This window comes from Gryllotalpicola ginsengisoli DSM 22003 (genome assembly GCF_000419445.1).
Lineage (GTDB): Bacteria > Actinomycetota > Actinomycetes > Actinomycetales > Microbacteriaceae > Gryllotalpicola > Gryllotalpicola ginsengisoli.
In genome coordinates, this window is sequence record NZ_AULK01000003.1 from 150,478 (window position 1) to 174,911 (window position 24,434).

The 24,434-nt window shown below is 71.5% G+C and carries 23 protein-coding genes and 1 tRNA gene; 12 read left to right on the forward strand and 12 right to left on the reverse strand.

Features of this window, described 5'->3' with window-relative positions:
• The first annotated feature begins 21 nt into the window (after window positions 1–21).
• Together H563_RS15545 and H563_RS15550 are read left to right on the forward strand one after the other, a co-directional pair.
• On the forward strand, window positions 22–2,019 hold the full coding sequence (locus tag H563_RS15545; RefSeq protein WP_022881981.1) for a beta-galactosidase: 1,998 nt from the start codon (window positions 22–24) through the stop codon (window positions 2,017–2,019).
• A 65-nt stretch (window positions 2,020–2,084) separates the two neighbouring features.
• Complete coding sequence (locus H563_RS15550; protein ID WP_081416189.1) at window positions 2,085–3,434, forward strand: glycoside hydrolase family 6 protein; 1,350 nt, start codon at window positions 2,085–2,087, stop codon at window positions 3,432–3,434.
• Window positions 3,435–3,471: 37 nt separating this feature from the next.
• Here the strand turns inward: H563_RS15550 and H563_RS0107470 are convergent, their stop codons facing one another.
• The gene (locus H563_RS0107470) at window positions 3,472–5,043 is read right to left on the reverse strand and encodes a glycosyltransferase family 39 protein (RefSeq protein WP_022881983.1); all 1,572 of its coding nucleotides are present in this window, start codon (window positions 5,041–5,043) and stop codon (window positions 3,472–3,474) included.
• Window positions 5,044–5,172: 129 nt separating this feature from the next.
• Window positions 5,173–6,174 carry an SIS domain-containing protein gene (locus H563_RS0107480; RefSeq protein WP_022881984.1) on the reverse strand — a complete coding sequence of 334 codons (1,002 nt, stop codon included), beginning with the start codon at window positions 6,172–6,174 and terminating at the stop codon, window positions 5,173–5,175.
• Window positions 6,175–6,349: 175 nt separating this feature from the next.
• Here H563_RS0107480 and H563_RS0107485 point away from each other — a divergent pair, with 175 nt between their 5' ends.
• The 3 genes from H563_RS0107485 to H563_RS18380 all read left to right on the forward strand — a co-directional run bounded on the left by H563_RS0107485 (window position 6,350) and on the right by H563_RS18380 (window position 10,314).
• Window positions 6,350–6,643 (forward strand): antibiotic biosynthesis monooxygenase family protein, encoded by a 294-nt coding sequence (locus H563_RS0107485; RefSeq protein ID WP_027479221.1) that lies wholly within the window; start codon window positions 6,350–6,352, stop codon window positions 6,641–6,643.
• Between the two features lie 201 nt (window positions 6,644–6,844).
• Complete coding sequence (locus tag H563_RS15555) at window positions 6,845–8,137, forward strand: bifunctional glycosyltransferase family 2/GtrA family protein (RefSeq protein WP_081416190.1); 1,293 nt, start codon at window positions 6,845–6,847, stop codon at window positions 8,135–8,137.
• Window positions 8,134–10,314, forward strand: a complete 2,181-nt coding sequence (locus H563_RS18380; protein ID WP_022881986.1) for a glycosyltransferase family 39 protein — start codon at window positions 8,134–8,136, stop codon at window positions 10,312–10,314. The genes H563_RS15555 and H563_RS18380 overlap by 4 nt, the downstream gene beginning before the upstream one ends.
• Here H563_RS18380 and H563_RS15565 read toward each other — a convergent pair.
• Complete coding sequence (locus H563_RS15565; RefSeq protein ID WP_022881987.1) at window positions 10,311–11,102, reverse strand: aldo/keto reductase; 792 nt, start codon at window positions 11,100–11,102, stop codon at window positions 10,311–10,313. The genes H563_RS18380 and H563_RS15565 overlap by 4 nt on opposite strands.
• A 363-nt stretch (window positions 11,103–11,465) precedes the next feature.
• Between H563_RS15565 and H563_RS0107505 the strand changes: the two genes are divergently transcribed.
• Together H563_RS0107505 and H563_RS0107510 are read left to right on the forward strand one after the other, a co-directional pair.
• Entirely contained in the window at window positions 11,466–11,816 is a 351-nt protein-coding gene (locus H563_RS0107505; protein ID WP_155865078.1) for a hypothetical protein, read from the forward strand.
• A 115-nt stretch (window positions 11,817–11,931) separates the two neighbouring features.
• Entirely contained in the window at window positions 11,932–13,593 is a 1,662-nt protein-coding gene (locus tag H563_RS0107510) for an alpha-amylase family protein (protein WP_022881989.1), read from the forward strand.
• Between the two features lie 306 nt (window positions 13,594–13,899).
• Here H563_RS0107510 and H563_RS0107515 read toward each other — a convergent pair whose 3' ends face one another.
• From H563_RS0107515 to H563_RS0107535, 5 genes are all read right to left on the reverse strand, one after another.
• Window positions 13,900–14,301 carry a type II toxin-antitoxin system VapC family toxin gene (locus tag H563_RS0107515; protein ID WP_022881990.1) on the reverse strand — a complete coding sequence of 134 codons (402 nt, stop codon included), beginning with the start codon at window positions 14,299–14,301 and terminating at the stop codon, window positions 13,900–13,902.
• On the reverse strand, window positions 14,298–14,546 hold the full coding sequence (locus tag H563_RS0107520; RefSeq protein WP_022881991.1) for a type II toxin-antitoxin system Phd/YefM family antitoxin: 249 nt from the start codon (window positions 14,544–14,546) through the stop codon (window positions 14,298–14,300). Before H563_RS0107520 ends, H563_RS0107515 begins: the two co-directional genes overlap by 4 nt.
• Before the next feature lie 12 nt (window positions 14,547–14,558).
• Window positions 14,559–14,632 (reverse strand) — tRNA-Gly (locus tag H563_RS0107525).
• Between the two features lie 73 nt (window positions 14,633–14,705).
• The gene (locus H563_RS17320; protein WP_022881992.1) at window positions 14,706–16,160 is read right to left on the reverse strand and encodes a signal peptidase I; all 1,455 of its coding nucleotides are present in this window, start codon (window positions 16,158–16,160) and stop codon (window positions 14,706–14,708) included.
• A gap of 64 nt (window positions 16,161–16,224) precedes the next feature.
• A complete protein-coding gene (locus H563_RS0107535; protein ID WP_022881993.1) occupies window positions 16,225–16,845 on the reverse strand; it encodes a hypothetical protein in 621 nt (206 codons plus the stop codon).
• 280 nt (window positions 16,846–17,125) lie between these two features.
• On the opposite strand from H563_RS0107535, the gene H563_RS17325 reads away from it, so the two are divergent.
• Window positions 17,126–17,683 carry a MarR family winged helix-turn-helix transcriptional regulator gene (locus H563_RS17325; RefSeq protein WP_022881994.1) on the forward strand — a complete coding sequence of 186 codons (558 nt, stop codon included), beginning with the start codon at window positions 17,126–17,128 and terminating at the stop codon, window positions 17,681–17,683.
• Window positions 17,684–17,887: 204 nt separating this feature from the next.
• Window positions 17,888–18,598 carry an NADPH-dependent F420 reductase gene (locus tag H563_RS0107545; RefSeq protein WP_022881995.1) on the forward strand — a complete coding sequence of 237 codons (711 nt, stop codon included), beginning with the start codon at window positions 17,888–17,890 and terminating at the stop codon, window positions 18,596–18,598.
• A gap of 131 nt (window positions 18,599–18,729) precedes the next feature.
• Here the strand turns inward: H563_RS0107545 and H563_RS0107550 are convergent, their stop codons facing one another.
• Window positions 18,730–20,208 carry a DHA2 family efflux MFS transporter permease subunit gene (locus tag H563_RS0107550; RefSeq protein WP_022881996.1) on the reverse strand — a complete coding sequence of 493 codons (1,479 nt, stop codon included), beginning with the start codon at window positions 20,206–20,208 and terminating at the stop codon, window positions 18,730–18,732.
• A 59-nt stretch (window positions 20,209–20,267) separates the two neighbouring features.
• On the opposite strand from H563_RS0107550, the gene H563_RS0107555 reads away from it, so the two are divergent.
• From H563_RS0107555 to H563_RS0107565, 3 genes are all read left to right on the forward strand, one after another.
• Window positions 20,268–20,867, forward strand: coding sequence for a TetR/AcrR family transcriptional regulator (locus tag H563_RS0107555; RefSeq protein WP_022881997.1), 600 nt, complete (start codon window positions 20,268–20,270; stop codon window positions 20,865–20,867).
• Window positions 20,868–20,962: 95 nt separating this feature from the next.
• Complete coding sequence (dcd, locus tag H563_RS0107560; RefSeq protein WP_022881998.1) at window positions 20,963–21,568, forward strand: dCTP deaminase; 606 nt, start codon at window positions 20,963–20,965, stop codon at window positions 21,566–21,568.
• Between the two features lie 44 nt (window positions 21,569–21,612).
• Window positions 21,613–22,122: a hypothetical protein gene (locus H563_RS0107565; protein ID WP_022881999.1), complete on the forward strand. Its 510-nt coding sequence runs from the start codon at window positions 21,613–21,615 to the stop codon at window positions 22,120–22,122.
• Window positions 22,123–22,137: 15 nt separating this feature from the next.
• On the opposite strand, the gene H563_RS15580 is transcribed toward H563_RS0107565, so the two are convergent.
• The 3 genes from H563_RS15580 to H563_RS0107580 all read right to left on the reverse strand — a co-directional run bounded on the left by H563_RS15580 (window position 22,138) and on the right by H563_RS0107580 (window position 24,385).
• Window positions 22,138–23,055, reverse strand: coding sequence for a bifunctional methylenetetrahydrofolate dehydrogenase/methenyltetrahydrofolate cyclohydrolase (locus H563_RS15580; protein ID WP_022882000.1), 918 nt, complete (start codon window positions 23,053–23,055; stop codon window positions 22,138–22,140).
• On the reverse strand, window positions 23,052–23,648 hold the full coding sequence (locus tag H563_RS15585; RefSeq protein WP_022882001.1) for a cyclodeaminase/cyclohydrolase family protein: 597 nt from the start codon (window positions 23,646–23,648) through the stop codon (window positions 23,052–23,054). The genes H563_RS15580 and H563_RS15585 overlap by 4 nt, the downstream gene beginning before the upstream one ends.
• Before the next feature lie 92 nt (window positions 23,649–23,740).
• Complete coding sequence (locus tag H563_RS0107580; protein WP_051142695.1) at window positions 23,741–24,385, reverse strand: GTP pyrophosphokinase; 645 nt, start codon at window positions 24,383–24,385, stop codon at window positions 23,741–23,743.
• Window positions 24,386–24,434 lie beyond the last annotated feature (49 nt).

The window sequence follows — 24,434 nt, forward strand, 5'->3', positions numbered from 1 at the left end:
CAGCGACCCAGGAGAAGAACGTTGACCTCACCCTTCCCGTCCTCACCGTTCCCGTCGTTCCGCTTCGGCGGCGATTACAACCCCGAGCAGTGGGACCCGTCGGTGTGGGACGACGATGTGCGGCTGATGACGGCCGCGGGCGTCACGACCGCGACGGTCGGCGTCTTCTCCTGGGCCAAGCTGGAACCCGAGCCGGGCCGGTTCGAGTTCGGCTGGCTCGACACCGTGATCGAGAAGCTGCACGCCGCGGGCATCCGTGTGCTGCTCGCGACCGCGACCGCGTCGCCGCCCGCGTGGATGGCGGCGCGCCACCCCGAGACGCTGCCCGTCGACGAGCGCGGCGTGCGGCTCGGCTTCGGCAGCCGGCAGCAGTACAGCCCGCACTCCCGCGTCTACCGCGAGTTCGCCGAGCGGCTCGTGCGCGAGCTGGCGGGCCGGTACGGACGGCACCCGGCCGTCGAGGCCTGGCATGCGAACAACGAGTACGGATGCCACGTCAGCGAGTCCTTCGACGAGGAATCCGTCTCCGCCTTCCGTGCCTGGCTCGAGGCGAAGTACGGCACGATCGAGGCGCTGAACCGCGCCTGGGGCACGTACTTCTGGTCGCAGGCGTACGCCTCCTTCGACGAGGTCGACGCCCCGCGCGCGGCGCCCACCTTCAGGAATCCGACGCAGCAGCTGGACTGGAAGCGGTTCAACTCCGACGGCATCCTGGAGCTGTTCCTGATGGAGAAGGCGGTGCTCGCCGAGCTGTCGCCCGGGGTGCCGGTCACCACCAACTTCATGGGGTTCTTCGGCGAGCTCGACTACTGGAAGTGGGCCGAGCGCCTCGACTTCGTCAGCGACGACGAGTACCCCGACCCGGCCGACCCGCGCGCGCACGTGCACCTGGCCGCGACCCGCGACCTGATGCGCTCGCTCGGCGGCGGCAAGCCGTGGCTGCTGATGGAGCAGAGTCCGAGCGCCGTGAACTGGCGGCCCCGCAACCTGCCGAAGCCCCCCGGCGCGAACCGGCTGCACGGTTTGCAGGCCGTGGCCCGCGGCGCCGACGGGGTGCTGCACTTCCAGTGGCGCCAGGCCGAGGCCGGCGCCGAGAAGTTCCACGCCGCGATGGTGCCGCACGCCGGCCCCGACTCGCGCGTGCACCGCGAGGTGCAGGCGCTCGGGGCGGAGCTCGCCGAGCTGTCGCAGGGGCCGGTGCTCGGCGCATCCGTCGACGCGCAGGCCGCGATCCTCTGGGACTGGGACACGCTGTGGGCGCTGCGCCAGGATGCGAACCCGGCCCGGATCGACTACCTGGCCACCGTCATGCACTGGTACGGGGCGCTGCTGCGGCGCGGCGTGGTCGTCGACTTCGCCCGGCCGGGCGCGCGGCTCGACGGCTACGGCGCCGTCTTCGTGCCGGCGCTGCACGTCGCCGCGCCCGATGAGCTCGACGCGCTCGCCGCATACGCGGAAGCGGGCGGCCAGCTGGTCGTCGGCTACCAGACCGGCATCCTCGACCGCGATCTGCACGCGTATCTCGGCGGATACCTCGGCGGGGCGGGCTCGGCGCTGCAGCGCACGCTGGGCCTGCGGGTCGAGGAGTTCGCGCCCCTGCCGGCGAGCGCGCTGGCCGGCGACGAGGGGCCCGGGTCCGAGGCATCCGTGGTCGGAGAGTTGGCCGGCACGGCGACCGAGTGGCAGGAGTTCACGGTCGTCGACGACGCCGAGGTGCTCGCCCGGTTCGACGACGGCGCGGCCGCCGGCGAGGCGGCGATCACACGCCGGCCTGCCGGCGGGCGCGGCGCCGCCTGGTACGTGGCGACGCAGCCGGGAGCGGAGCTGTTCGACGCGCTCGCCGACCGCGTGCTGACGGATGCCGAGATCGAGACCCCCTTCGCCGCACCGGTCGTCGGGGTCGAGACCGTGGTGCGCGGCGGGGTGCGCTTCGTGCTCAACCACACCCCAAAGCCCGCCGAGGTCGAGGTGCTCGGCCGCACGGTCACCGTGCCGGCGTACGGAGTCATCACCCTCTGAGCTTCCTCCGACCTGACTGAGCACGGTTGCGGCCCGCCCGCGCCCTCCCGGTAGCGTGGCTGCCGATGAGGAGACCCATCGCCGCCGTAGCGGCAGCCGTGTGCGCGGCCGTGCTGCTCGCAGGATGCACGTCGGGAGCGGATGACGGGGGTGATCGGCACGGGGAATCCGTGTCGCCCTCGCCCGGCCAGACGGGGGCCGCGCCCACGACGGCGCCCGACGACAAGGTGCGCGGCTTCAGCTCGGATGCGAAGCTGTACGCCCCCGAGCCGGCCGCCGACATCCAGAAGGCGGTCGACGCGGTGAAGAAGAGCGACGCCGCCGACGGCCGCAAGCTGCAGCAGATGATCGACACCCCGCACGCCGTGTGGCTGAACGGCGGCGACGAGTCGCACGTCTACCAGCAGGTGCACCAGGCGGTGACCGCCGCCGCCGCGCAGAACGCGGTGCCCGTGTTCGTGGCCTACAACGTGCCCGGGCGCGACTGCGGCGACTATTCGGCAGGCGGCGCGAAAGACAACGCCGAGTACAGCGGCTGGATCGGCTCGCTCGCCTCGGCGATCGGCGACGCGCACGCCGTCGTCATCCTCGAGCCCGACAGCCTCGGGCTGCTGCCGTCGGCCTGCGACCATCCCGACAAGTCGATCGACGACGACAGTCGCTACCAGGCGCTCGGCGAGGCGGTGCGCCGCCTCGAGAAGCAGCAGCACACGGCCGTCTACCTCGACGGCACCAACAGCAACTGGCTCCCCGTCGGCACCGCCGCCGAGCGCCTCGCCAAGGCCGGGGTCGCCGAGGCGCAGGGCTTCTTCCTCAACGTGTCGAACTTCGAGTCGACCGACGACCAGCTGCGCTACGGTCGCTGGGTGAGCGAGTGCCTCGCCTACGTGGCGGCGGGGCGCGGCGGCTACAGCGACTGCGCGAACCAGTTCCACTCCGCAAGCGACCAGCGCGCGGCGCAGACGGATGCCTGGTACCGGGCCAACACCACGGGGCTGAAGGCCGAGACCCACTTCGTGATCGACACGAGCCGCAACGGCCGGCCGGTCTCCGACATGACGCAGTACGGGTCGGGCACGAAGTACGGGCAGAGCGCGGACGTGGTGAAGACGCTGCGCGCCGGCCGGTGGTGCAATCCGCCGGGCGCGGGCCTCGGCGCGCAGCCGCAGGTCGCCCCGTCCGCCCTCGTCGACGCCTACCTGTGGGTCAAGACGCCCGGCGTCTCCGACGGGCGCTGCGATGCGGCCGGCGGCGCCCGCGCCTGGGACTACAGCGCCTACTCGGCGTCCGGCTGGCCCACCACGCCCGCGGCTCAGCGCACCTTCGATCCGCTCTGGGGCGTGGAGGATCCGCCGGCCGGCACCTGGTTCACGAAGGCCGCGCTGGGGCTCGTGCGCAACGCCGCGCAGGGGTGACCGCGGTCGACGGGTCGCGGTCGGGCCGGCGCGCGCCTCAGCCGCCGGTGGCGTCCCGGTGCAGTTCGAACACCTCGTCGCTGTGCAGGCTCCAGTGCCGCACGACCCGGTAGCCGGCCGCTTCGAGCGAGCGGATCCCGTCGGCATCCACCAGCCCCTCGCCGGGGAAGTCGGACTCGACGGCGAAGACGCGGCGCGCCGTGAACCGGCCCTGCTCGGCCGCGTGCTCGATGGTCATCAGGTCGTCGTGCCAGCTCGCGGTCTCATACCAGGGCGCCACCAGCTGCGGTGCGGCGAGCCCCCGGTAGTCCGCGGGGTACAGCCGCATCGAATTCACCGGACGTCGGCTGGATCGCACCACGGTGTCGAAGGCGAGCTGGTCGCCCGCCCGGGCGTGCGCGCCGATCAGCTCGGCCACCTGCGCCCAGTCGCTCTCGTTCTGCGCATACGGGGTGCGCCAGTGCGCATAGGCGGGCACGGATGCCGCGACCGTCAGCGCCAGCGCCGTGATGCCCGCCGCGCGCCAGCTGCGGAACACCGCCTCGATGCCGAGCGCGATCAGCAGCACGACGGCCGGGGTCGCGAAGGTGATGTAGCGCGGCGCGTAGTTGTGCAGCACGGGGATCGTCGCGACCAGCCCGACGAACGGGATGCCGCCCCACAGCGCCGCGAGCGCGGTGAGTCCGGGGCGCCGGCCGAGCCGCGGTCCGGTCAGGTGCAGGTGGGAGTGCTCGACGAGATGCGCGCCGCGCAACCGGCCGCGCACCGCGACCGCGAGGGCGAGCGCGACCAGCGCCCAGCCGATCACGGCGGCGATCGGGTCGGCGTCGAAGAACCCGCTCTGCAGCCAGGTGACCGGCGGCGTCGGCCGGTGCGCGAGGAAGGCGACCTGTTGCCGCTGCAGCGCGGCGAGCACGAGCACCGGCGACGCGCACAGCAGCGCGGCGGCCGAGGTCGCGGCCCAGGCGCGCAGCAGCACCGCGCGGCGGGGGTGGAGGGCGGCGAAGCATCCGATCGCCAGAGCCAGCGACGCCGTGAAGACGTTCAGGGCCGTGCCCGCGGCCAGCAGCCCGCCGTAGACGAGCCAGGCGCGGCGCGGCTCGGCGCGCCCGCGCACGGCCGCGACGCCCGCGATCGCGATCCAGGTGGCGAACGCGGCGGTCCAGGCGTAGCTGCGCGCCTCGGTGCCGGCGTAGTCGAGCCGGGGCGAGAGCGCCGCGAGCGTCGCGGCGACCAGCTGCAGCCGCCGGCCGCCGCCGAACTGCCGCACCAGCACGATGAGACCGGCGACCGTGACGCCGATCGCGATCGCGCTGGGGAAGCGGAGCGAGAAGGCGCTCGCGCCGAACACCGCGACCCAGAGGTGCAGCGCCGCGTAGTACACGGCGTGCACGGCGTCGACGTGCACGATCTCGTGCAGGAACGACGGCAGCGAGCGCTGGGCCGACAGCGCACTGGCGGCCTCGTCGCCCCACAGCGACGGGATCCACGTGCCGAACGCCGTCGCGATCACCGTCGCCGCACCGGCCGCCGCGGGCAGCGCGGCTGCGGTGGAGCGTCGCCGGGTGCGGGGTGCGGCGGCGGTGAGGGTCGACGTCACGGTGGTCACACAACCACCGGTCTCCTCAGATTCCTCTGATGATGCCTTTCACGACCCTTTGATCGTGCCCCGGATGCCGGGTGATCCTGCCCCGGATGCCGGCTCTGATGCCGCCTCCGGCGCGGAGACGTCGCTCCGTCAGTGCACGGCGACGACGGGCGATCCGGCGCGCCACAGCGAATCCGCGCTCCAGCAGCCGACGATCGCGACGTCCGGGTCCTGCCCGCGGCGGGTCGCGAATTGCGCGGCCAGCAGCTGCAGCCGCGCGGTCAGCGGGAACTGCGCGTAGAACGGATCGGCGGGCGCCCGCTCGTCCTCCAGCGTGGCGACCGTGACGCCCTCGGCGTGCGCGGCCGCGGCGAGCGAGTCGACGAGTCCGTCGGGGTCGGCGCCGGGCTGCAGGGCGAGCACGGTATCGCCGGCGCGCAGCGGCACGGCCGAGCCGTGCAGCAGCAGTTCGCTGTCGTAGCCCTCGGCGAGCACGCGGGCGGCCTCGCGTACCTTGAGCGCGCCCTCCCGCGCCGTCACCGCCCACGGGCCGGTGCCGACGATCACGAGTGCGCGGTCGGGCACGGCGATGCGGTCGATCTCGGGTGCGGCGACGGATGCCTCGACCCGGTCGGCCGCGTCGAGCAATGCCAGCATCCCGGGTCGTCCGGCGGCGGTGCCGAGCGCCCGGTCGATCCCGTCGGCGAGGCGGGAGAGCACGCCGAGGGTCGCGAGGTAGCTGGCGGAGTAGGTGTCGCTCTGCTCGCGCACGGGCGTGACGATCGCCTCCGGCCAGCCGGCGCCGCTGCCGGTGATGCTCACGAGCGGGACGCCGCAGGCGAGCGCGTCGGCGCGCACGCGCTGCGTGTAGGCGGTGCGGCCGGTGTGGCTGATGACGACGAGGGCGTCACCGGCGCGGGGCGCGGGTTCCCACCGCGCCTGGTCGAGCGAGGAGAGAGCGCGGGCGTCGAGGCCGTGGCGCCGCAGCAGCCAGGCGCCCAGCTGGGCGGCGTGCAGGCTGCTGCCGGTGCCGACGAGGGTGATGCGACGGGCGGCGGCCAGCAGGGCGGCCTGCTCGTCGAACGACGTCGCCGCGAGCTCACGCAGCACGCGACCCTGCATGCTGATGGTCCGGGCGAGTCGGGTCTCCATGCAACGAGAAAAGCCGAGAATCCGGGAGCCTACAACCGGTTTCGCGGTGTTGCGTGATGAATGCGACCGAAACGGTCACTGAACAGTTCAGCGATGCCCCTCGTGCGGGGGCGGGGGTTGCCGCGGGGCGAGGAACGGTCACGAGGTGCACAGGTGCGGCCGGAAGGATGGCGGCATGTCAGTCGTGAAGATCAACGCCATCGCCGTGCCCGAGGGTGCGGGACCGGAGCTCGAGAAGCGGTTCGCCGCGCGCAAGCACGCCGTGGATTCGGCCCCGGGCTTCCAGGGCTTCCAGCTGCTGCGCCCCACCGCCGGGGAGACCCGCTACTTCGTCGTCACCACCTGGGACTCCGAGGAAGCCTTCCAGGCCTGGCGCCGGGACGGCGCGGCCCAGGCCCACCACGGCGGCGGACAGTCGCCGGTCGCCTCCGGCGCCGAGCTCCTCGAGTTCGAGGTCGTCGACCTCTGATCCCTCCTCGACCCCGGCTCCGGTTGCGCTACTCGCATCCGCGTCCCGCCACTCGGCTCCGAGGCGCGACGGCGGATGCGAGTAGCGCACCGGTCCGGGACCCGGGACCCAGGCGACGAGTGGCGGCGCATAGGTCACATTTAGGGCGCGCATGGGGTCGGCAAAGCCCCTTTGGTGACGCACCCCCCACCGTAGGGACTTATGACCGAGACAACCCCACCGGAGACACCGTTGGACCTCGACGTCGTCGTGCCGGTCTACAACGAGCAGGAGACGCTCGAGACGAGCGTGCGGCAGCTGCACGCCTACCTCAGCGGCGCCATGCCCGAGTCCTGGCGCATCACCATCGCCGACAACGCCAGCACGGACGAGACGCCGCGGATCGCGGACCGCCTGGCCGCCGAACTGCCGGGCACCGTGGCGGTGCACCTGCCCGAGAAGGGCCGCGGCCGCGCGCTGAAGGCCGTCTGGTCCGCCTCCCCCGCGCGCGTGCTGGTGTACCTCGACGAAGACCTCTCCACCGGGCTCGAGGCGCTGCGCCCGCTCGTGGCGCCGCTGCTGTCCGGCCACTCCGACCTCGCCATCGGCACCCGCCTCGCCGCCGGCTCCCGCGTGGTGCGCGGGGGGAAGCGCGAGTTCATCTCGCGCAGCTACAACCTGCTGCTGCGCACCCTGATGGACGCGCGCTTCTCCGACGCGCAGTGCGGGTTCAAGGCGATCCGCTCAGACGTCGCACGGCGCCTGCTGCCGTACGTGCAGGACACCGGCTGGTTCTTCGACACGGAGCTGCTGGTGCTGGCCGAGCGCTCCGGCCTGCGCATCCACGAGGTGCCGGTCGACTGGGTGGACGACCCGCAGAGCTCGGTCGACATCGTGGCGACCGCCGTCGCCGACCTCAAGGGCATGCTGCGCGTGAGCCGCGACCTCGCCCGCGGCCGGGTGCCCGTCGACGAGCTGTACGCCGAGTTCGGCCGGCACCCGCTGGCCGAGCGCGACGCCCGCCCCGGCCTGCTCGGCCAGCTGCTCAGCTTCGGTGTCATCGGCGCCCTGTCGACCATCGCCTACGCCCTCCTCTACCTGGGGCTCGCACACACCATGCCCGCGCAGGCCGCGAACTTCACCGCGCTGCTCGTCACGGCCGTCGCCAACACGGCGGCGAACCGCCGCTTCACCTTCGCCGTGCGCGGCCGGCGCCGCGCCGCCACTCACCACGCGCAGGCCCTCCTGGTCTTCGGCATCGCGTGGGCGATCACGAGCGGATCGCTGGTCGGCCTGCACGCGCTCGCCCCGCACGCGTCGGTGTTCACCGACGTCGGCGTCCTCACGATCGCGAACGTGGTCGCCACCCTGGTGCGCTTCCTGCTGCTGCGCGGCTGGGTCTTCCGGCGCACGGATGCCGCAGGCCGACGACCTTCCGAGGCGCCGCCGGCGCCGGCATCCGTCGCCCCCACCACTCTTCGAATCCCCTCCCCCGAGAAAGCGAGCCGACGATGAGCACCGCGACTGCGACCACGACCCTCGTCGTGCCCGAGGCGCACGACGTCGAACGACCCCGCACCCGCACCCGCGCCCGCTGGGAGTGGCCCGCCTTCGGCGGCCTGCTGCTGCTCTCCGGCGTGCTGTACCTGTGGGATCTCGCCGCCAGCGGCTGGGCGAACTCGTTCTACGCCGCCGCCGTGCAGGCGGGCACCAAGAACTGGGAGGCGTTCTTCTACGGCTCCTCCGACGCCGGCAACTCGATCACCGTCGACAAGCCGCCCGCCAGCCTCTGGGTGATGGAGCTCTCCGCTCGCATCTTCGGCTTCAACTCCTGGAGCATGCTCGTGCCCGAGGCGCTGATGGGCGTCGCGACGGTCGCGATCCTGTTCGTCGCGGTGCGGCACCGCTTCGGCGCGGTCGCGGGCCTGGTCGCGGGCGGCACGCTCGCGCTCACGCCGGTCGCGGCGCTCATGTTCCGCTTCAACAACCCGGACGCGCTGCTCCTGCTGCTGCTCACGACCGCGGTCGTGTTCACGCTGCGCGCGATCGAGCGTGATCGGATGCGCTGGCTGCTGCTGGCCGGCGTGGCCGTCGGCCTCGGGTTCCTGACCAAGCAGCTGCAGGCGTTCCTGATCCTGCCCGTGCTGGCCGGCCTCTACTTCGCGTTCGCCCGCACCCGCATCGTCACCCGGCTGTGGCACCTGCTCGCCGCGCTCGGCGCGATCATCGTCTCGGCCGGGTGGTGGGTCGCGATCGTCGAGCTGGTGCCGGCGAGCATGCGGCCCTACATCGGCGGCTCGCAGACCAACAGCTTCCTCGAGCTCACCTTCGGCTACAACGGCTTCGGCCGGCTCACCGGCGAGGAGACCGGCAGCGTCACCGGCGGCATGGGCGGCAACGGCGGGAGCATGTGGGGCGAGACCGGCCTGTTCCGCCTGTTCGGAAGCGAGTTCGGCGGCCAGATCTCGTGGCTCATCCCCGCCTCCCTGGCCCTGCTCGTGGCCTCGCTCGTGCTGATCGGCCGCGCGCCGCGCAGCGATGTGCGGCGCATCGCGATCATCGCCTTCGGCGGCTGGCTGCTCGTGACGCAGCTCGCGTTCAGCTTCATGGCCGGCATCTTCCACCCGTACTACACCGTCGCGCTGGCGGCGCCGATCGCCGGCCTGGTCGGGTCGGCGGGCGCCGTGGTCTGGCAGGCGCGGGAGCGCTGGTGGGTGCGCGGCGTGATCGCCGCCTGCTCGCTCGGCACCGCCGTGTGGGCGTGGGTGCTGCTCGAGCGGTCGAGCGACTGGCTGCCGTGGCTGAAGGTCGTCGTGCTTGTGCTCGGCATCCTGGGGGCGGCGCTCGTGCTGCTGCCCTGGCGGGTGCGGGGCCTCGCCCCGGCGACGCTCGCCGTGCTGCTGGCCGGGGGCCTCCTCGCCCCCGCCGCGTACACGATCGACACGGTCGCCACCCCGCACACCGGCGCGATCCCGAGCGCGGGGCCCTCCGTCACGACCTCGTTCGGCGGCGGCGGCTTCGGCGGGCGCGGCGGCGGCATGCCCGGCGCCGGCGGCAACGGCCCGGGCGGCGGAATGCCGGGCGCGGGCGGCAACGGCCAAGCCGGCGGCAACGGCCAGGCGCCCGGCAACGGGCAGGCCGGCGGCATGCCGGGCGGGTTCCCGGGCCAGAACGGCCAGGGAAGCCAGAACGGCCAGGGCGGCCAGAACAGCCAGGGCGGCCAGAACAGCCAGACCGACGGATTCGGCGGCGGCTTCGGCGGCGGCATGGGTGGCGGCGGCATGGGCGGCCTCCTCGGCGGCTCGTCGGTGAGCAGCGAGCTCGTCGAGAAGCTGTCGGCGGACGCATCCGATTACACGTGGGTCGCCGCGACGACCGGATCGAACAACGCCGCCAGCTACCAGCTCGCGACCGGAGACCCGGTGATGCCGATCGGCGGATTCAACGGCAGCGACCCGTCGCCGACGCTGAAGCAGTTCGAGAAGTATGTGGCCGAGGGCAAGATCCACTACTACATCGGCGGCTCGGTGGGCCCGTCCAACGGCGGCAGCGACGCGGCGAGCAAGATCTCGGAGTGGGTGGCCGACCACTACACCGCCGAGACGGTCGACGGGGTGACGGTGTACGACCTGACCCAGGCGCCCACCGACGCGAGCTCCGACACGTCGACGAACTCGACGGTCGACTCCTAGCGCGCGAGGCCTGCCAGCCGGCCGAGCTCCTCGTCGCTCAGCTCGAAGCCGAACACGTCCAGGTTCTCCCGCTGGTGCTCGGCCGAGCGCGAGCGCGGAATCGGCAGCAGCCCGTTCTGGAGGTGCCAGCGCAGCACGACCTGGTTGGGGGTGGCGCCGTGCGCCTCGGCGATGCCGGTCACCACCGGGTGCGACCGCCACTCGGCCGCGTGCTTCAGGGGGCTGTAGCTCTCGGTCAGAATGCCGTGGGCCGCGTTGGCCTCGCGCCACTCGGGGTGCTGCCCGAACAGGTCGACCGGGATCTGGTTCACCGACGGGGTCACCCCGGTCTCGCCGATGATGCGCTCGAGCTGGTCGGGGTGGAAGTTGGAGACGCCGATCGACCGGGCGCGCCCCTGCTCCCGGAACTCGACGAGCGCCTTCCAGGTGTCGACGTAGAGGCCGTCCTCGGGCTCGGGCCAGTGGATCAGGTAGAGGTCGACGCGGTCGAGCCCGAGCGTCTCGAGGGTCGTGTCGAACGCGCGGCGGGTCTTGTCCAGACCGTGGTGGCCGTTGGGCACCTTGCTGGTCACGAATACCTCGTCGCGCGCGATTCCCGAGCGACGGATGCCGGCTCCCACGGCGTCCTCGTTGCCGTAGCTGTACGCCGTGTCGATGAGCCGGTAGCCGAGACCGATCGCCGTCGCGATCGATTCGGCCCCGGCGTCTCCGTTGAGGCTGTAGGTGCCGAGGCCGATGGCCGGCAGGTACGTGTCGTCATTGAGTCGGTACTGCGGGATGTCTGCCATGTCGCCAGGCTATGCCCGTGTGCGCCGGTGCCGGGCGGCCGGCCTTGCGGCGGTCGACTGTTGGCACTCGAGGGCGGAGAGTGCTAATACTGAAGGTGACGCCGCGGAGCCTGCGCGAAGCGGCGTCCACCGGCGGTTCCGCGCCCGGCGCGGGCCGCGCTGCCTGACCTGCCGGTCCGGATGCCCGGGTTCACGACGACCCGAAGACTCCGCCCCGCTCGCGAGCAGCAGACGCCGCCACCGACTCGGAAGCGGTGCAGGGCGATCTGGCATCCGATGCGGGAACCCGGGCTCTGGATCGGCGCGCTTCGCCGCCGAACGCACCCGAACCCGAACGCATCCGATCCCGAAGGAGTCGCCCCCGTGACCGCCCCGGTCGCCACCCGCCCGCCCCGTCGCCCGGCATCCCGTTCCGCTCGCTCCGCCTCCGCCGGCGGAACCGCCCACCTCGCCCGGCCCCGCCCCGTGCGCAGTCTGCCCCCCGAGCTGCTGTGCGTGGACCTCGCCGACCCCGGCACCGATCCTCTCGCCGACCGGGCCGTCGAGCCCGTCTTCGACCGCGCCGAAAGCGAGACGCGACTCGACTTCGCCCCGGCGCCGTGCGAGCCGAGCGCGCGCCTCCTGCTCACCTGCAGCGCGATCGTCGCCGGCGTGGTCTCGGCCGCGGTGATCACCGGTGCGGCCATGGTGCACATGACGGTGCTGATCCACTGACGGTGCTGATCCACTGACCGCGGTCGCCCACTGCTGCGCGCACTCGCCGAGCGCCGACGCCTGCGACAACGGATGCGACGTGTCGCCGCCTGCCCGGCGGGGAACTTCTCCCGCCATGAAGATCACAGACACCGGCGACGTGTGGTGGAAGACCGCCGTCGTCTACTGCCTGGACGTCAAGACGTTCCTGGACTGGAACGGCGACGGGTGCGGCGACTTCGTCGGGCTCGGGCAGCGCATCGACTACCTGGCGAGCCTCGGCGTGACCTGCCTGTGGCTCATGCCGGTGCACCCGGCCGGCGGCATCGACGACGGCTACGACGTGAAGGACTACTACGCCGTCGACGAGCGGCTCGGCACCCTCGGCGACTTCGTCGAGATGGTGCGGGTCGCGCGCGACCGGGGCATCCGCGTGATCCTCGATCTCGTCGTGCAGCACACCTCGGACGAGCATCCGTGGTTCGTACAGGCGCGCGAGAGCGTCGACTCGCCGCTGCGCGACTTCTACATCTGGCGCAAGGAGGTGCCGCAGGAGAACCCGCAGGACAACGCGTTCCCCGGCGCGGAGGACGGCGTGTGGAACCTGGACGAGAAGACCGGCGAGTACTACCGGCACCAGTTCTACGGGCACGAGCCCGACCTCAACCTCAGCAACCCGCAGGTGCGCGACGAGATCGCGAAGCTGGCCGGGTTCTGGCTCGAGCTCGGCATCTCGGGGTTCCGTGTCGACGCCGTGCCGTTCCTGCTCAGCGGCGACGCGCCGGGGGCGAGCGCGAGCGAGATTCACGGCTACCTGCGGGCGCTGCGGTCCTTTCTCGGCCGCCGCCGCGGCGACGCGATGCTGCTCGGCGAGGTCAACCTGCCGCGCGACGAGCAGCTCGAATACTTCGGTGCCGACGAGGCCGACGAGCTGACCATGCAGTTCGACTTCATCGGCATGCAGGCCATGTACCTCTCGCTCGCCCGGCGGGATGCCGGGCCGCTGCGCACGGCGCTCGAAGGCCGGCCGCCGCTTCCGCCCGACAGCCAGTGGGCGAACTTCGTGCGCAACCACGACGAGCTCACCCTCGACAAGCTGTCGCCGGAGGAGCGGCAAGAGGTCTTCGACGCGTTCGGACCGGAAGAACGGATGCAGGCCTACGGGCGGGGCCTGCGCCGCCGGCTGCCGCCCATGCTGGACGGCGACCAGCGCCGGCTGCGCATGGTGTACAGCCTGCTGTTCGCGCTGCCGGGAACGCCCGTGCTCTTCTACGGCGAGGAGATCGGCATGGGCGAGAACCTGAACGCGAAGGAGCGCCTGGCCGTGCGCACACCGATGCAGTGGACCGCCGCGCCCGACGGAGGGTTCTCGACCGCGGACACGCTCGTCGCCGACGTGGTCGAGGGCGATTTCGGGCCCGAGAAGGTCAACGTCGAGGAGCAGCGCAACGATCCGGGCTCGCTGCTCACCTTCGTCACGCGCCTCGCCCAGCGCTACCGCGAGTGCCCCGAGCTCGCCTGGGGCGACGTCGTCGTGCTCGACCAGCCGAATTCGGCGGTGCTCGCCCTGCTTTGCCGCTGGGACGACGAGGCGATGGTCACCCTGCACAACTTCGCGGACGAGCCGGGCGACATCGAGCTGCAGCTCGACGGGGTGCCGCAGGACTCGCGCCTCATCGACCTGTTCGAGAACGAGCCGCTCGACATCGGCGAAGACGGTCGGACCACCGTGCCGCTCGAGGGCTTCGGCCACCGCTGGCTGCGCATCGTCGAACCGGGCAGCCGCCGCCTGCTCTAGCCGCGGTGCCGCCGGCGACTCACCGGTCGACGCCAAGCGGTCCTGCTGGTCGACTCACGCCATAGGCGTGAATGGAGACCCGCGGCACGCCGACCAGCGCGCCACGACTGGTCATTCTGGTCTCTCGCCGTCAATGTGGTTTGCGTCCCTCTTCGCCTGCGCCCCGGAGAGCCGTTCGCGGATGTCGCATCTTTGCATTTCCCCACTTGCCATACTGCGAATGGGTCATGCCAGAGTCGTATCTTCAACTCGAGAAGTCGAGCGTGTACTTCGGGTCGAAGGCGAATACGGCCGGTGCTAGCACGTTCAGGCCTCGTCTACCGGGTCGTGCCACGGGTAGCCAAGACGCTCTGCCGCGGCTTTCATGCCGGCGTCGTGCGTCACGATGGTCGCGTCCAAGCCGGCTGCGATCACGGAGCCAAGGTGGATCGCGTCGAGAGTCTTGACGTGTGGTTCGATCGCCTCGGCGGCGGCCAGTACACCTGCACCGACGGGGACAAGAGCGAGTACGTCGAGGATCTCGTCTCGGAGCGTCACTGGCAACTGCTCGCGGCGCAGGACCCGGGTGAGTTCCGTGCGCAGTAGACGCGAGGAGATGAGGTCATGCTCAGGATCGGCACTGACCCGGTCGATCCATTCGGCAGCCGACGACGAGTGCCCCAGCAACGCCCTTAATGCGACGGAGGTGTCCAGGTAGTACGTCGTCACCGGTCGCGCTCGTCATCAAGGAGTTCATCGACGTTCTGTGCTGTTCGCAGAACATGCGGCGGCAACTGCGCCAGCCGTGAGCCGCTCCTTCGCTTTCGCGCAATGAGCGGAACTCCGGAACCAAGCGGCACGACCCGTGCGACCTCGTGGTCGTGCCGAGTGATCGTGTAGGTCTCTCCCGCTTCGACGTCGGCGAGCATCGCCGTGGGGTTCTGCCGCAACTGCCCGACCGTGATCGTCTTCATGATTCGAGGATATGGAGCCGCTGACGGGAATCGAACCCGCGCTGTCTGCTTGGGAAGCAGAAGTTCTGCCATTGAACTACAGCGGCATCGCCCCGAGGGGCTCGACCTATGTTAGCCGCACCCTCTGAGACATGGGCAATCGGGCCCCGGCCGCGGCGGTCAGTCGCTCGGTGTGACCGTCGAGGTGTACATGGTGACGGCGCCGGTGTAGGACACGACGCGGCCGGTGAGGGTGATGCCGCGCACGTTCGCGGCGCCGTTCACGAGGTAGTTGCCGACGGCGGCGGTGGCGGCTCCGAAGAGGGTGGTGTTGGTGCCCAGTGTGGCGCTGGTGCCGACGATCCACCACACGTTCGAGGCCTTCGCGCCACCGGTGAGAACGACCTTGGCGCCCTCGCTCATGGCCAGGGTGGAGGTCGTGCGGAACACGAACCGAGCCGAGCTGTCGCCCTGGGCGTCGAGGGTGACGGTGCCGGGCAGGGTGAACGCGCCCGTGGTCGAGGCGTACACGCCGCCGGTGAGCGTGCCCGAGAGCGTGGGCGAGATGGTCTGGGTCACGGGTCGTTGACCGACGGCGGTGCGCGCTGTGGTGGCCGCGGCCATCGCCCGGGTCGCGGCGGCGTTGTTCTTGTCCGTCGTGCCGCTCACCGTGACGTTGGACACGGTGGTGCCCGGGGTGGTCGCCGCGGAGCCGTAGATGGTGGAGAAGTGCAACAGGAACGACGCATCCGTGATGGAGGTGTTCGCGATCGCGCCGTACCCGGCCATCGCGCCGACGGAGATGGGCGAGTACGACTGGGCCGTCCACGACGCGGTCGCTCGAGTCTGCGCGGTGAAGACCCCCTGCGCCTGAGCGACACCCGGAACGGCGAGCGTCAGCGCAGCGACGGCGACGGCGCCGATTCCCAAGCGGGACAGCACCGGGCGCTTTCGCTTTTCCGGCACGGATGCCGCAGCATCGCTGCCGTCGTCGACCGGGTGTGCCGTCGTCACGTCCGGCTCGGTGTCATCCGGCTCGGTGTCACCGGGCTCGGTGTCATCGGGCTCAGCGCCGTCCGGGCCGTCGCGGCGGTCGTCGCGCTTGAGCGTGCCGGCCGCGATGACGATCGCGAGGAGGGTCAGGCTGCCCCATAGCGCCAGCGGGAGCGCCTCGTGATGGCTGAGCCAGAAGCCCGGCAGTCCGACATAGCGCACCAGCAGCCGGCCCTGCCCCGTGATGTCGTCTCGCGTGGCGGACCACGGATCGACCTCGGGGTTGGCGTCGCCTTTGGTGACGAGCGAGTCGTCGTCGTTCACGCCGACGAGGCGGTGCACCACGAGCTCGTCGTCGGCGTGGAACGTGATCACGCGGCCGATCGGCAGCGGCGAATCGGCCGGCAGCGGGGTCGTGAGCACCACGTCGCCTGCGCTGACGTTGGGCTCCATGGAGCCGGATTGCACGACCGATCCCGTCCAGCCGAACAGGGTGGGCAGGAACGCGGTCGCCGCCATCGTGGCCAGGAAGACCAGGTAGGAGCGAGCAACGGCCGAAGCGACGAGCTCCACCCATCCGCCCCGCAGCGTGGGACCGCCGGAGCGGCCCGCGCGCTGCGGGGCGGATGCGGTGAGAGTCATCTCGGTTCCTGTCGCTGGTTACGTGGGGGCGTATTGGGCGGCTGTGCCGACTGAACGGCTGTGCTTACTGCGCGGCGGCGGTGGTGCGGAACTCCCACACCAGGTCGGCGGTGAAGCCGGTGCCCTGCAGGGCGTCGATCTGCTGCTGGGTCATGCCGGTGGTGTCGAACTTCCAGGAGACCTTGTACGTGCGCGACTCCGGCGCGGACCCGCTGACGCTCCACACGTGACCGCCGTGGTCGTAGTCGTACGAGCTCGCCGCCACGGTCGACATCGGCGCGAAGGTGTCGCCCGTAGACGTCGCCTGGAAGCCTTCGCAGCTGTTGAACGAGCCGCCGGTTCCGGCCTGCATCATGAAATCGATGTGCTCTGCCAGGCCCGTCGTCGAGCTGACGTTCGCGGCGTAGTCCTTGACCACGCCGGCCACATTCGAGTTCGACGTGACGACGATGCACTTCTCGCCGCTCTGGCCCGGCACCAGGTTGGTGACGTCGAAAGCGGCGGCGCCCTTGTCGTCGTCCGTGAGGGCGACCGAGCCGGTCGACCAGGAGTCGCCGGCGTTGCGGGTGGTGGCGGTGAAGGCGGCGTACGAGGACTGCCAGACGAGGCCGCCGGCGAGGGCGATGGCGAGCGGAACGGCGCCGAACCCGACGAGGGAGCGGACGCGCGCAGAGGGCTTCTTCATGAGAGTTGATTCCTTTCACATGCCGAGGGTCGGTGGCGGCATGCCGATTCGGTCCCGAAAGAAGGGGAGCGAAAGCCAGGAACCAGGTGGGTGAGAAGGCCCGGAAGCCCTGCGATCCTGTACGGTAATCAAGCTACTTGGGCACCGTGCTGGACACAAGCCGTCCTACTACCCCATAGCGGGTCACCCCAGCGCGGGGGGAGTAGTCCGGCCGCCGTAATGTGTGACAATGAAGCAACATGATGAATGGGGTCCCCGCGATCCCGGAGAGGCCGAGCGCATGAGCCGCACCCCGAAGTCCGCTAAGAAGTCCGCGAAGACTGCAACCGCGGCGACCTCCTCAGCGGATGAGGCCCTCCTTGCCGCGGTCGCGGGCTTCGCAGCGCTGGAGCAGCGGAACCTGTACGTCCTCGACCTCCTCGCGCACCGGTTCGGCGTCGGCAAGACCGATCTGCGCGCCCTCGTGTTCCTCGTGCGCAACCAGCACGCGACGCCCAAGCAGCTCGCGGAGCATCTGCAGCTCTCCACGAGCGCCACGACCAACCTGATCGATCGGATGGAGGCCGCGGGGCTCGCTGCCCGGACGCCGAACCCGGCGGATCGCCGCAGCTCCGTGCTGGAACTCGCTCCGGAAGGCGAGGAAGCGGCGCGGCGCGTCAGCGCCTTCTACCACGAGGTGTTCGGGAAGGCCGTGCCGGCCAAAGACCTGGGCGTCATCGCCCGCGCGCTGCAGTCCATCGGTGACGCGCTCGTGGAGGCGGCCGAGGCGCACCCCGTGATCGGGCAGGAGACGCCGACCCCGACCGCACGCGAATCCCAGGAGAGCGAAGCGGCCTGAGGTCCAGGCGACCTCGGTAGCCGACGCGCGACCGAGTCCTGGACGCACGCCGGGGTCGACACGGTGCTGCGCCCCGAGGACACCATCCTGGTCACCGGGCCGACGCGCAAGGCCGAGGCGTTCAGCCAGCTCGCCTGACGCTGCGCGCGGCGCAGGCGAGGCATCACACGGCATAAGCGGATGCCGCACCGCGTTGCACCCCGCATGAGTGAGACCGGCGCGGCGGCGCGCGACGTGCACACCCTCGGCATCCTGGGCGCGGGCAAGCTCGGCACCCGGCTGGCGAAGCTCGCGGTGCAGGCCGGCTATCGGGTGATCGTCGCCGGCTCCGGCGACCCGGCCCGGATCAGCCTCATCGTCGACGTGCTGGCGCCCGGCGCATCCGTCGCCGCTGCGGCCGACGCCGCACGCGAAGCCGACGCCGTGATCCTCGCCCTGCCGCTCGGCAAGTACCGCACCCTGCCCGTCGACGCGCTCGACGGCAAGCTCGTGATCGACGCCATGAACTACTGGTGGGAGGTCGACGGCCTGCGCGACGACCTGAACGACCCGCGCACCTCGACCAGCGAGCAGGTGCAGGCGTTCCTCGCGGGCTCGCGTGTGGTGAAGGGCTTCAACCACATGGGCTACCACGACATCGAGGACGAGGCGCGGCCGGCCGGAACGCCGGGCCGCAAGGCCATCGCGATCGCGGGCGACGACGAGGCGGACGTCGCGACCGTGGCCCGCATCGTCGACCGGCTGGGCTTCGACCCCGTGGTCGCGGGCCCGCTGGCCGAGGGCGTGCGGATGGAGCCCAACACCGAGCTCTTCGGCGCCGACGTCGACGCGGAACAGGTGCGCGCTCTGCTCGACTCGTTCCCCGACTCCGCGCGCGGCCGAGTGGTCGCCCGGGCCCGCGAGACCGCCGCGTAGCCGCGGCCCCTCAGCGCTCCCGCCGCTCGCCGCCGCCTCCCCCTCGCTCTCCGGTTGCGCTACTCGGATCCGCTCTGCGCGCCTCGGGGCCGAGTGGCGCGATGCGGATCCGAGTAGCGCAAGGGGGCCGATCAGGCGCGAGCGGCGGGCACGGATGCCGCGGCGGGCGCCGGCGCCGCCGGCTGCTTCCCCGGCAGGGCGAGCGAGAGCAGCACGCCGATGCCGGTGAACCCGATCGCCCACCAGAACGACTGCTGGAAGGCGCCGGTCAGGCCCGCGGGAGTCGTGGCGGCGCTGACGGCCCCGGTCAGGATCACGGCGAGCACCGCGCTGCCGAACGAGCCGCCGACCTGCGTCGCGATCCGGGTGATGATCGAGGCATCCGGCACCTGGCGCCGCTCGAGCCCGCGGAAGCCGAGCGCCATCAACGGCACGGTCACGGCACCGAGCCCGGCGCCGCGCACGAACAGCGCCGCCATCAGCCACCACTCGTTCGTGTGCGCGTCGGCGAAGGCGAAGGGCAGGGTTCCGACCAGGGTGATCAGGAAGCCGCCGACGGCGAGCCAGCGGGCGCCCATGCTGTCGGAGAGCCGGCCTGAGATCGACCGGGTGGCGAGCGTGCCGAGGCCCTGCGGGATGAGCAGCAGGCCGGCCACGAGCACGGTGGTGCCGCGCAGCTCCTGGAAGTAGAGCGGCAGCAGCAGCATGGCGCCGTACAGCGTGATGCCGGAGAGGAAGAGCAGCAGCGAGGACGAGGCGAGCGGCCAGTGCTTCAGCAGCAGCAGGTCGACGAGCGCGCGGCCCTTGCGGCGCAGCGCCCAGACGATGAAGGCGGCGAGCAGCACCACGCCCGCGATCAGCGGGCCGAGCACGTCGCCGCGGGTGAAGGCGCCCGCCTTGCTCGTGTTCGACAGCCCCCAGAGCACGCCGACCAGGCCGGGCGCCATCAGCAGGAATCCGACGAGGTCGAAGGGGGCGCGGGCGACGGGGCCGTCCTTCGGCAGCATCAGGGCGGCGAGCACGAGGCCGACGACGCAGAACGGCACGTTCACCCAGAACATCCACGACCAGTGCAGGTGCTGCAGGATGAGCCCCCCGACCACGGGCCCCAGGATGGGCCCGAGCACGGCGGGAAGGCTCACGACCGACATGATCTTGCCGAGCCCGTGGCCGCCGGCGGCCTGCATGACGATCGTCGACATCAGCGGCAGCATCACGCCGCCGCCGACGCCCTGCACGACGCGGAAGGCGATCAGGCTGCCCGCGCTCCAGGCGAGGCTCGACAGCACGGAGCCGACGAGGAACAGGGTCAAGGCGAGGAGCCAGAGGCGCTTTGCGCCCAGCATCCGTTGCGCCCAGCCTGCGATCGGGATGGTCACGCCCAGCGCGAGCAGGTAGCCGGTGGTCACCCACTGGATCGTGGCGACGGATGCGTGCAGGTCGCTCGCCAGGGTGTGCAGGGCGACGGCGACGATGGTCGTGTCGAACAGCACCGCCAGCGCTCCGACGAGCACGGCGGTCACGGTGCGCCACACGGTCGGGTCGACCTTCGCGGGCTGTGCGGCGGGTTCTGCGGCGGGTTCTGCTGCGGGTTCTGCTGCGGTGGACATCTGCGACTCCTTAGAAACAGTCTGTATCTTAACGGTAGGACGCTAGACTAAGAAACACAATGCCTCCTAAGGACGAAATTCCGGCCCCGCAGCGGCGCCGGGGCGCGGCGCTCGAGACGGCCCTGCTGGACGCCGCCTGGGACGAGATCGTCGAGAAGGGCTACGACGGATTCACCATCGAATCGGTCGCCGAGCGGGCGCAGACCAGCCGGGCCGTGATCTACCGGCGCTGGGCGACGAAGCCCGACCTCGTGCGCGCGGCGGCCCTGCACGGCATGCGGCGCGAGCCGGCGTCGATCCCGGACACCGGGTCGCTGCGGGAGGACGTCATCGCGCTGCTGAAGGGCGCGAACCGCACCCGGGCGCGGTACGGCCTGCTGGTGCTGCTGCAGCTGAACCGCTACTTCGCCGAGACCGGGTCGAGCTTCGCCGACCTGCGCGAGGACTTCATCGGGGGGCGCACCACCGCGCTCGCCGAGATCGTGGCGCGGGGCGTCGAGCGCGGGGAGGCCGACCCCGCCAGGCTCACCGACCGCGTCGTCAACGTGCCGTTCGACCTGTACCGGCAGGAGCTGCTGATGACGCTCAAACCCGTGCCCGACGAGGTGATCGAGTCGATCGTCGACGAGGTGTTCCTGCCGCTCGTGCGCCCCGCCTGAGCGTGCGCTACTCGGATCCGCCCTGCGCGCCTCGAGACCGAGTGGCGCAGAGCGGAAGCGAGTAGCGCAGGGACCGGCTCGGATAGTCTGGCCACGTGCTGCTCAGCGACCGTGACATCAGGGCCGAACTCGACGGCGGCCGCATCCGGCTCGACCCGTACGAGCCCGCGATGATCCAGCCGTCCAGCATCGACGTGCGCCTCGACCGCTTCTTCCGGCTCTTCTCGAACCACAAGTACCCCTACATCGATCCGGCGGAGAACCAGCCCGACCTGACGCACCTGGTCGAGGTGAAGGGCGAGGAGCCGTTCATCCTGCACCCCGGCGAGTTCGTCCTGGGCTCGACCTACGAGCGCGTCGCGCTTCCCGACGACATCGCCGCCCGCCTGGAGGGCAAGAGCTCGCTCGGCCGCCTCGGCCTGCTCACCCACTCCACCGCCGGATTCATCGACCCGGGCTTCGGCGGCCACGTCACCCTCGAGCTGAGCAACGTGGCGACCCTGCCGATCAAGCTCTGGCCCGGCATGAAGATCGGGCAGCTGTGCTTCTTCCGGCTCACCTCGCCGGCCGAGAAGCCCTACGGCTCGGCCGACTACAGCTCGCGCTACCAGGGCCAGCGGGGGCCGACGGCGAGCCGCTCCTACCTGAACTTCCACCGCACCGACGTGAGCACGGCCGAGACCGGCCGGCCGGCGGAGTAGGCGCCGCCGCCCGAGAGAGCCGCCCAATACGGAGAGGAGCCGCCATGGACGACGCGACGCAGGACTTCGTCCGCGCCCTCCTCGCGGAGGGCCCGCAACACCATCGGCGGCTGCGCAACTTCGGCAAGCTCGTCGGCGCCTGGCACGTCGAGGGCCGCCGCTTCGACGAAGAGACGGGGCAGTGGCAGCCGCGGGACTTCCGGTACCTCGTCGCGTGGGTCTTCGAGGGCCGCGCGATCCAGGACCTCGAGGTCGTGACCGACCCCGACGGCACCGAGCACACGATCGCGATGGGGCTGCGCGTGGCTGACCCGCACGCCGGCATCGCGCGGGTCAGCTACTTCTCCCCCGTCACCAACCAGTACGCGAACCTGGTCGCCTCCACCTGGCGCACCGGGGTGCGGCAGGACGGCTCGCAGAACGACGGCCGCCCCATCCGCTGGAACTTCACGCACATCGGCGAGCATGACTACACCTGGGAGGGCTGGGTCAGCGACGACGAGGGCGCGACCTGGCGGCTCGTCGAGGAGCTCGCGGGCACGCGCCTCGCGTAGCCACGCAGACTCGGCTCAGCGGGCACGCATCGCGGCCAGGCGGGTGAGGTTCCGCATGGCCATGGCGATGGTGAGCGGGCCGACACGCGGCACGAAGGCGCGCGCGCGTTCCATCACGGATGCGTCGAAGTTGGAGTACTCCGCGACGTCGACGCAGATCGCGCCCTCGCGGATCTCGTCGCCGCGCACCAGCTCGAAGTCCTTGGACGGCACCGCGGAGATCACGACGTCGGCGGCGGCCAGGGCGGCGACCCGGTCGATGCCGGAGTCGCGCACGTCGTGCGTCCTGCGGCCGATCGCCGGTTCGAAGGTGACCGAGCCGCTCAGGTCGAGGGAGTGCACGCGCGCCCCGTCGTTGGCGAGCATGGCGGCCAGCGGCAGGCCGACGAGGTCGCTGCGGTTGATGACGCAGGCGGTCACACCCTCAAGCGGCGCGTTCACGTTGGTGCCCTCCATGCCGGCGTGCTGCAGCAGCTTGAGGATGGCCAGCGGCGTGCAGGGCAGGATGGCGCGCATCCGATGCTCGGCGTCGACGAAGCGCTGGTTCTCGTACAGCAGCCGGCTCCAGAACGAATGCAGGCCCTCGACGTCCTTGCGCGGGTCGACGAGCTCGCGCAGCCAGCGGTCGCCCGCCCGGTCGGTCAGCGGGTAGTACAGGAACACCCCGTCGACCTCGGGGTCGACGTTGGCCTCGGCGACCGCCGCCTCCACCTGCTCCGCGTCGACGTGGCGCACGTCGAGGTCGATGCCGACCGCCTCGCAGCCCCGGCGCGCGTAGCGCGCGTAGGTGGCGGCCGGGCCCTCCTCCTGGGCGAGCAGACCGCGGATGCGGGGCCGGCGGCCGGCCGCATCCGTCAGCCGCTCGACCTCGCGGCGCACCTCTTCGCGATATTGCGCGGCGATCGGCGACGGGTCGAGCACTTCAGCGGTCACGGGGTCTCCTCCGGGCTGGTCTTCTGCAGGCTCGCGACGAGGGCGTCTCTGCGCGTGCGCAGCCCGGCCGCTGCGGGCGAGGCGAGCCGATCGAGCTGGTCCAGGTTGATGTCGGCGGTGCGCACCGCGGCGCGTGCGGCGCCGATGACGAGGTCGCGCCCGGCGAGCACATCGCTGCGGATGCTCGCCTTCACCAGCGGCTCGAGCTCGCGGGACAGAGCGATCGCGTCGACGAGCGTCGCCACGAGCGCGAGCGGGCGCTCGGTCGCGGCGATGCTCGCGGCCTCGATCGCCTGGGCCCTGGCCGCGCGCTCGGCGTCGCTGCTGCGCGGCAGCCGGTAGGCGGACATCAGCGCGGTGAAATCCTGCACGTCGCCGTCGGCGGCGGGCTCGACCGCCGCGCGCACCGCCGCGAGACGGGCGGCGCGGTCGTCGAGGGCGGGATCGGCCGTCACCGCGACGGCCATCTGCACGAGGCCGACGCCGAGCGCGCCGCACACGGCCGCGATCGAGCCGCCGCCGGGGGTCGGATCGGGCGACGCCGTCATCGCCAACAGCTCTTCGGCGCTCGCCGCCCACAGACTCTCGCTCACGCGACTCAACCCTACCGACTGGCCCGGCTGCCGACTGGCCCGCGGGGCGCCGCTGCCGCGGCATCCGTCACCTGGTCCCAGACGCCTGCGGCTCAGACGCCGCGCACCTCGTCGTGCAGCCGCTGCATCTTCTCGTCGAGATCGCTCGCGACCTGCGCCGCCTCGCGCAGCCCGCGCAGCAGCTCGGCCGGCACCGTCTTGTCGTACTTGTAGTAGATCTTGTGCTCGAGGCTCGCCCAGAAGTCCATGGCGACGGTGCGCAGCTGCACCTCGACGATCACCGGGTGCGGTCCGTCGCTCAGGAAGACGGGGACCTCGATGATCGCGTGCAGGCTCTTGTAGCCGTTGGGCTTCGGGTTCGCGATGTAGTCCTTGACCTGCAGCACCCGCACATCCGATTGCGCGGTGAGCGCTTCGAACACCCGGTACACGTCGGAGACGAACGAGCAGACGACACGGATGCCGGCGATGTCGGTGATCTGCTCGCGGATGGCCTGGTACGACGGCTCGCACCCCTTGCGCGCCACCTTCTGCATCAGCGACTCGGGCGTCTTGACGCGGCTGGAGATGTGCTCGATCGGGTTCTCGTCGCGCAGCGCCGCGAACTCCTCGCGCAGGATCGAGATCTTGGTCATCACCTCGTCGATGGCGAACTTGTACGGCATCATGAACCGCGCGAAGTCGTCGCGCAGGCTGGTGATCTCGTTGAGGGCCGACTCGTCGAGACCCTCGAGCATCTCCTCGGTGCGCTCGGTGAGGATGCGCTTGTCGAAGTTCGCCTTGGGG

Excerpts from the sequence above, each read along its gene's own strand:
- H563_RS15550 (WP_081416189.1), top strand. The coding sequence starts at position 2,085 with ATGAGGAGACCCATCGCCGCCGTAGCGGCAGCCGTGTGCGCGGCCGTG.
- H563_RS0107480 (WP_022881984.1), bottom strand. The coding sequence starts at position 6,174 with ATGGAGACCCGACTCGCCCGGACCATCAGCATGCAGGGTCGCGTGCTG.
- H563_RS0107485 (WP_027479221.1), top strand. The coding sequence starts at position 6,350 with ATGTCAGTCGTGAAGATCAACGCCATCGCCGTGCCCGAGGGTGCGGGA.
- H563_RS15555 (WP_081416190.1), top strand. The coding sequence starts at position 6,845 with ATGACCGAGACAACCCCACCGGAGACACCGTTGGACCTCGACGTCGTC.
- H563_RS18380 (WP_022881986.1), top strand. The coding sequence starts at position 8,134 with ATGAGCACCGCGACTGCGACCACGACCCTCGTCGTGCCCGAGGCGCAC.
- H563_RS15565 (WP_022881987.1), bottom strand. The coding sequence starts at position 11,102 with ATGGCAGACATCCCGCAGTACCGACTCAATGACGACACGTACCTGCCG.
- H563_RS0107510 (WP_022881989.1), top strand. The coding sequence starts at position 11,932 with ATGAAGATCACAGACACCGGCGACGTGTGGTGGAAGACCGCCGTCGTC.
- H563_RS0107520 (WP_022881991.1), bottom strand. The coding sequence starts at position 14,546 with ATGAAGACGATCACGGTCGGGCAGTTGCGGCAGAACCCCACGGCGATG.
- H563_RS17320 (WP_022881992.1), bottom strand. The coding sequence starts at position 16,160 with ATGACTCTCACCGCATCCGCCCCGCAGCGCGCGGGCCGCTCCGGCGGT.
- H563_RS0107535 (WP_022881993.1), bottom strand. The coding sequence starts at position 16,845 with ATGAAGAAGCCCTCTGCGCGCGTCCGCTCCCTCGTCGGGTTCGGCGCC.
- H563_RS17325 (WP_022881994.1), top strand. The coding sequence starts at position 17,126 with ATGAGCCGCACCCCGAAGTCCGCTAAGAAGTCCGCGAAGACTGCAACC.
- H563_RS0107545 (WP_022881995.1), top strand. The coding sequence starts at position 17,888 with ATGAGTGAGACCGGCGCGGCGGCGCGCGACGTGCACACCCTCGGCATC.
- H563_RS0107550 (WP_022881996.1), bottom strand. The coding sequence starts at position 20,208 with ATGTCCACCGCAGCAGAACCCGCAGCAGAACCCGCCGCAGAACCCGCC.
- H563_RS0107555 (WP_022881997.1), top strand. The coding sequence starts at position 20,268 with ATGCCTCCTAAGGACGAAATTCCGGCCCCGCAGCGGCGCCGGGGCGCG.
- H563_RS0107565 (WP_022881999.1), top strand. The coding sequence starts at position 21,613 with ATGGACGACGCGACGCAGGACTTCGTCCGCGCCCTCCTCGCGGAGGGC.
- H563_RS0107580 (WP_051142695.1), bottom strand. The coding sequence starts at position 24,385 with ATGCTCGAGGGTCTCGACGAGTCGGCCCTCAACGAGATCACCAGCCTG.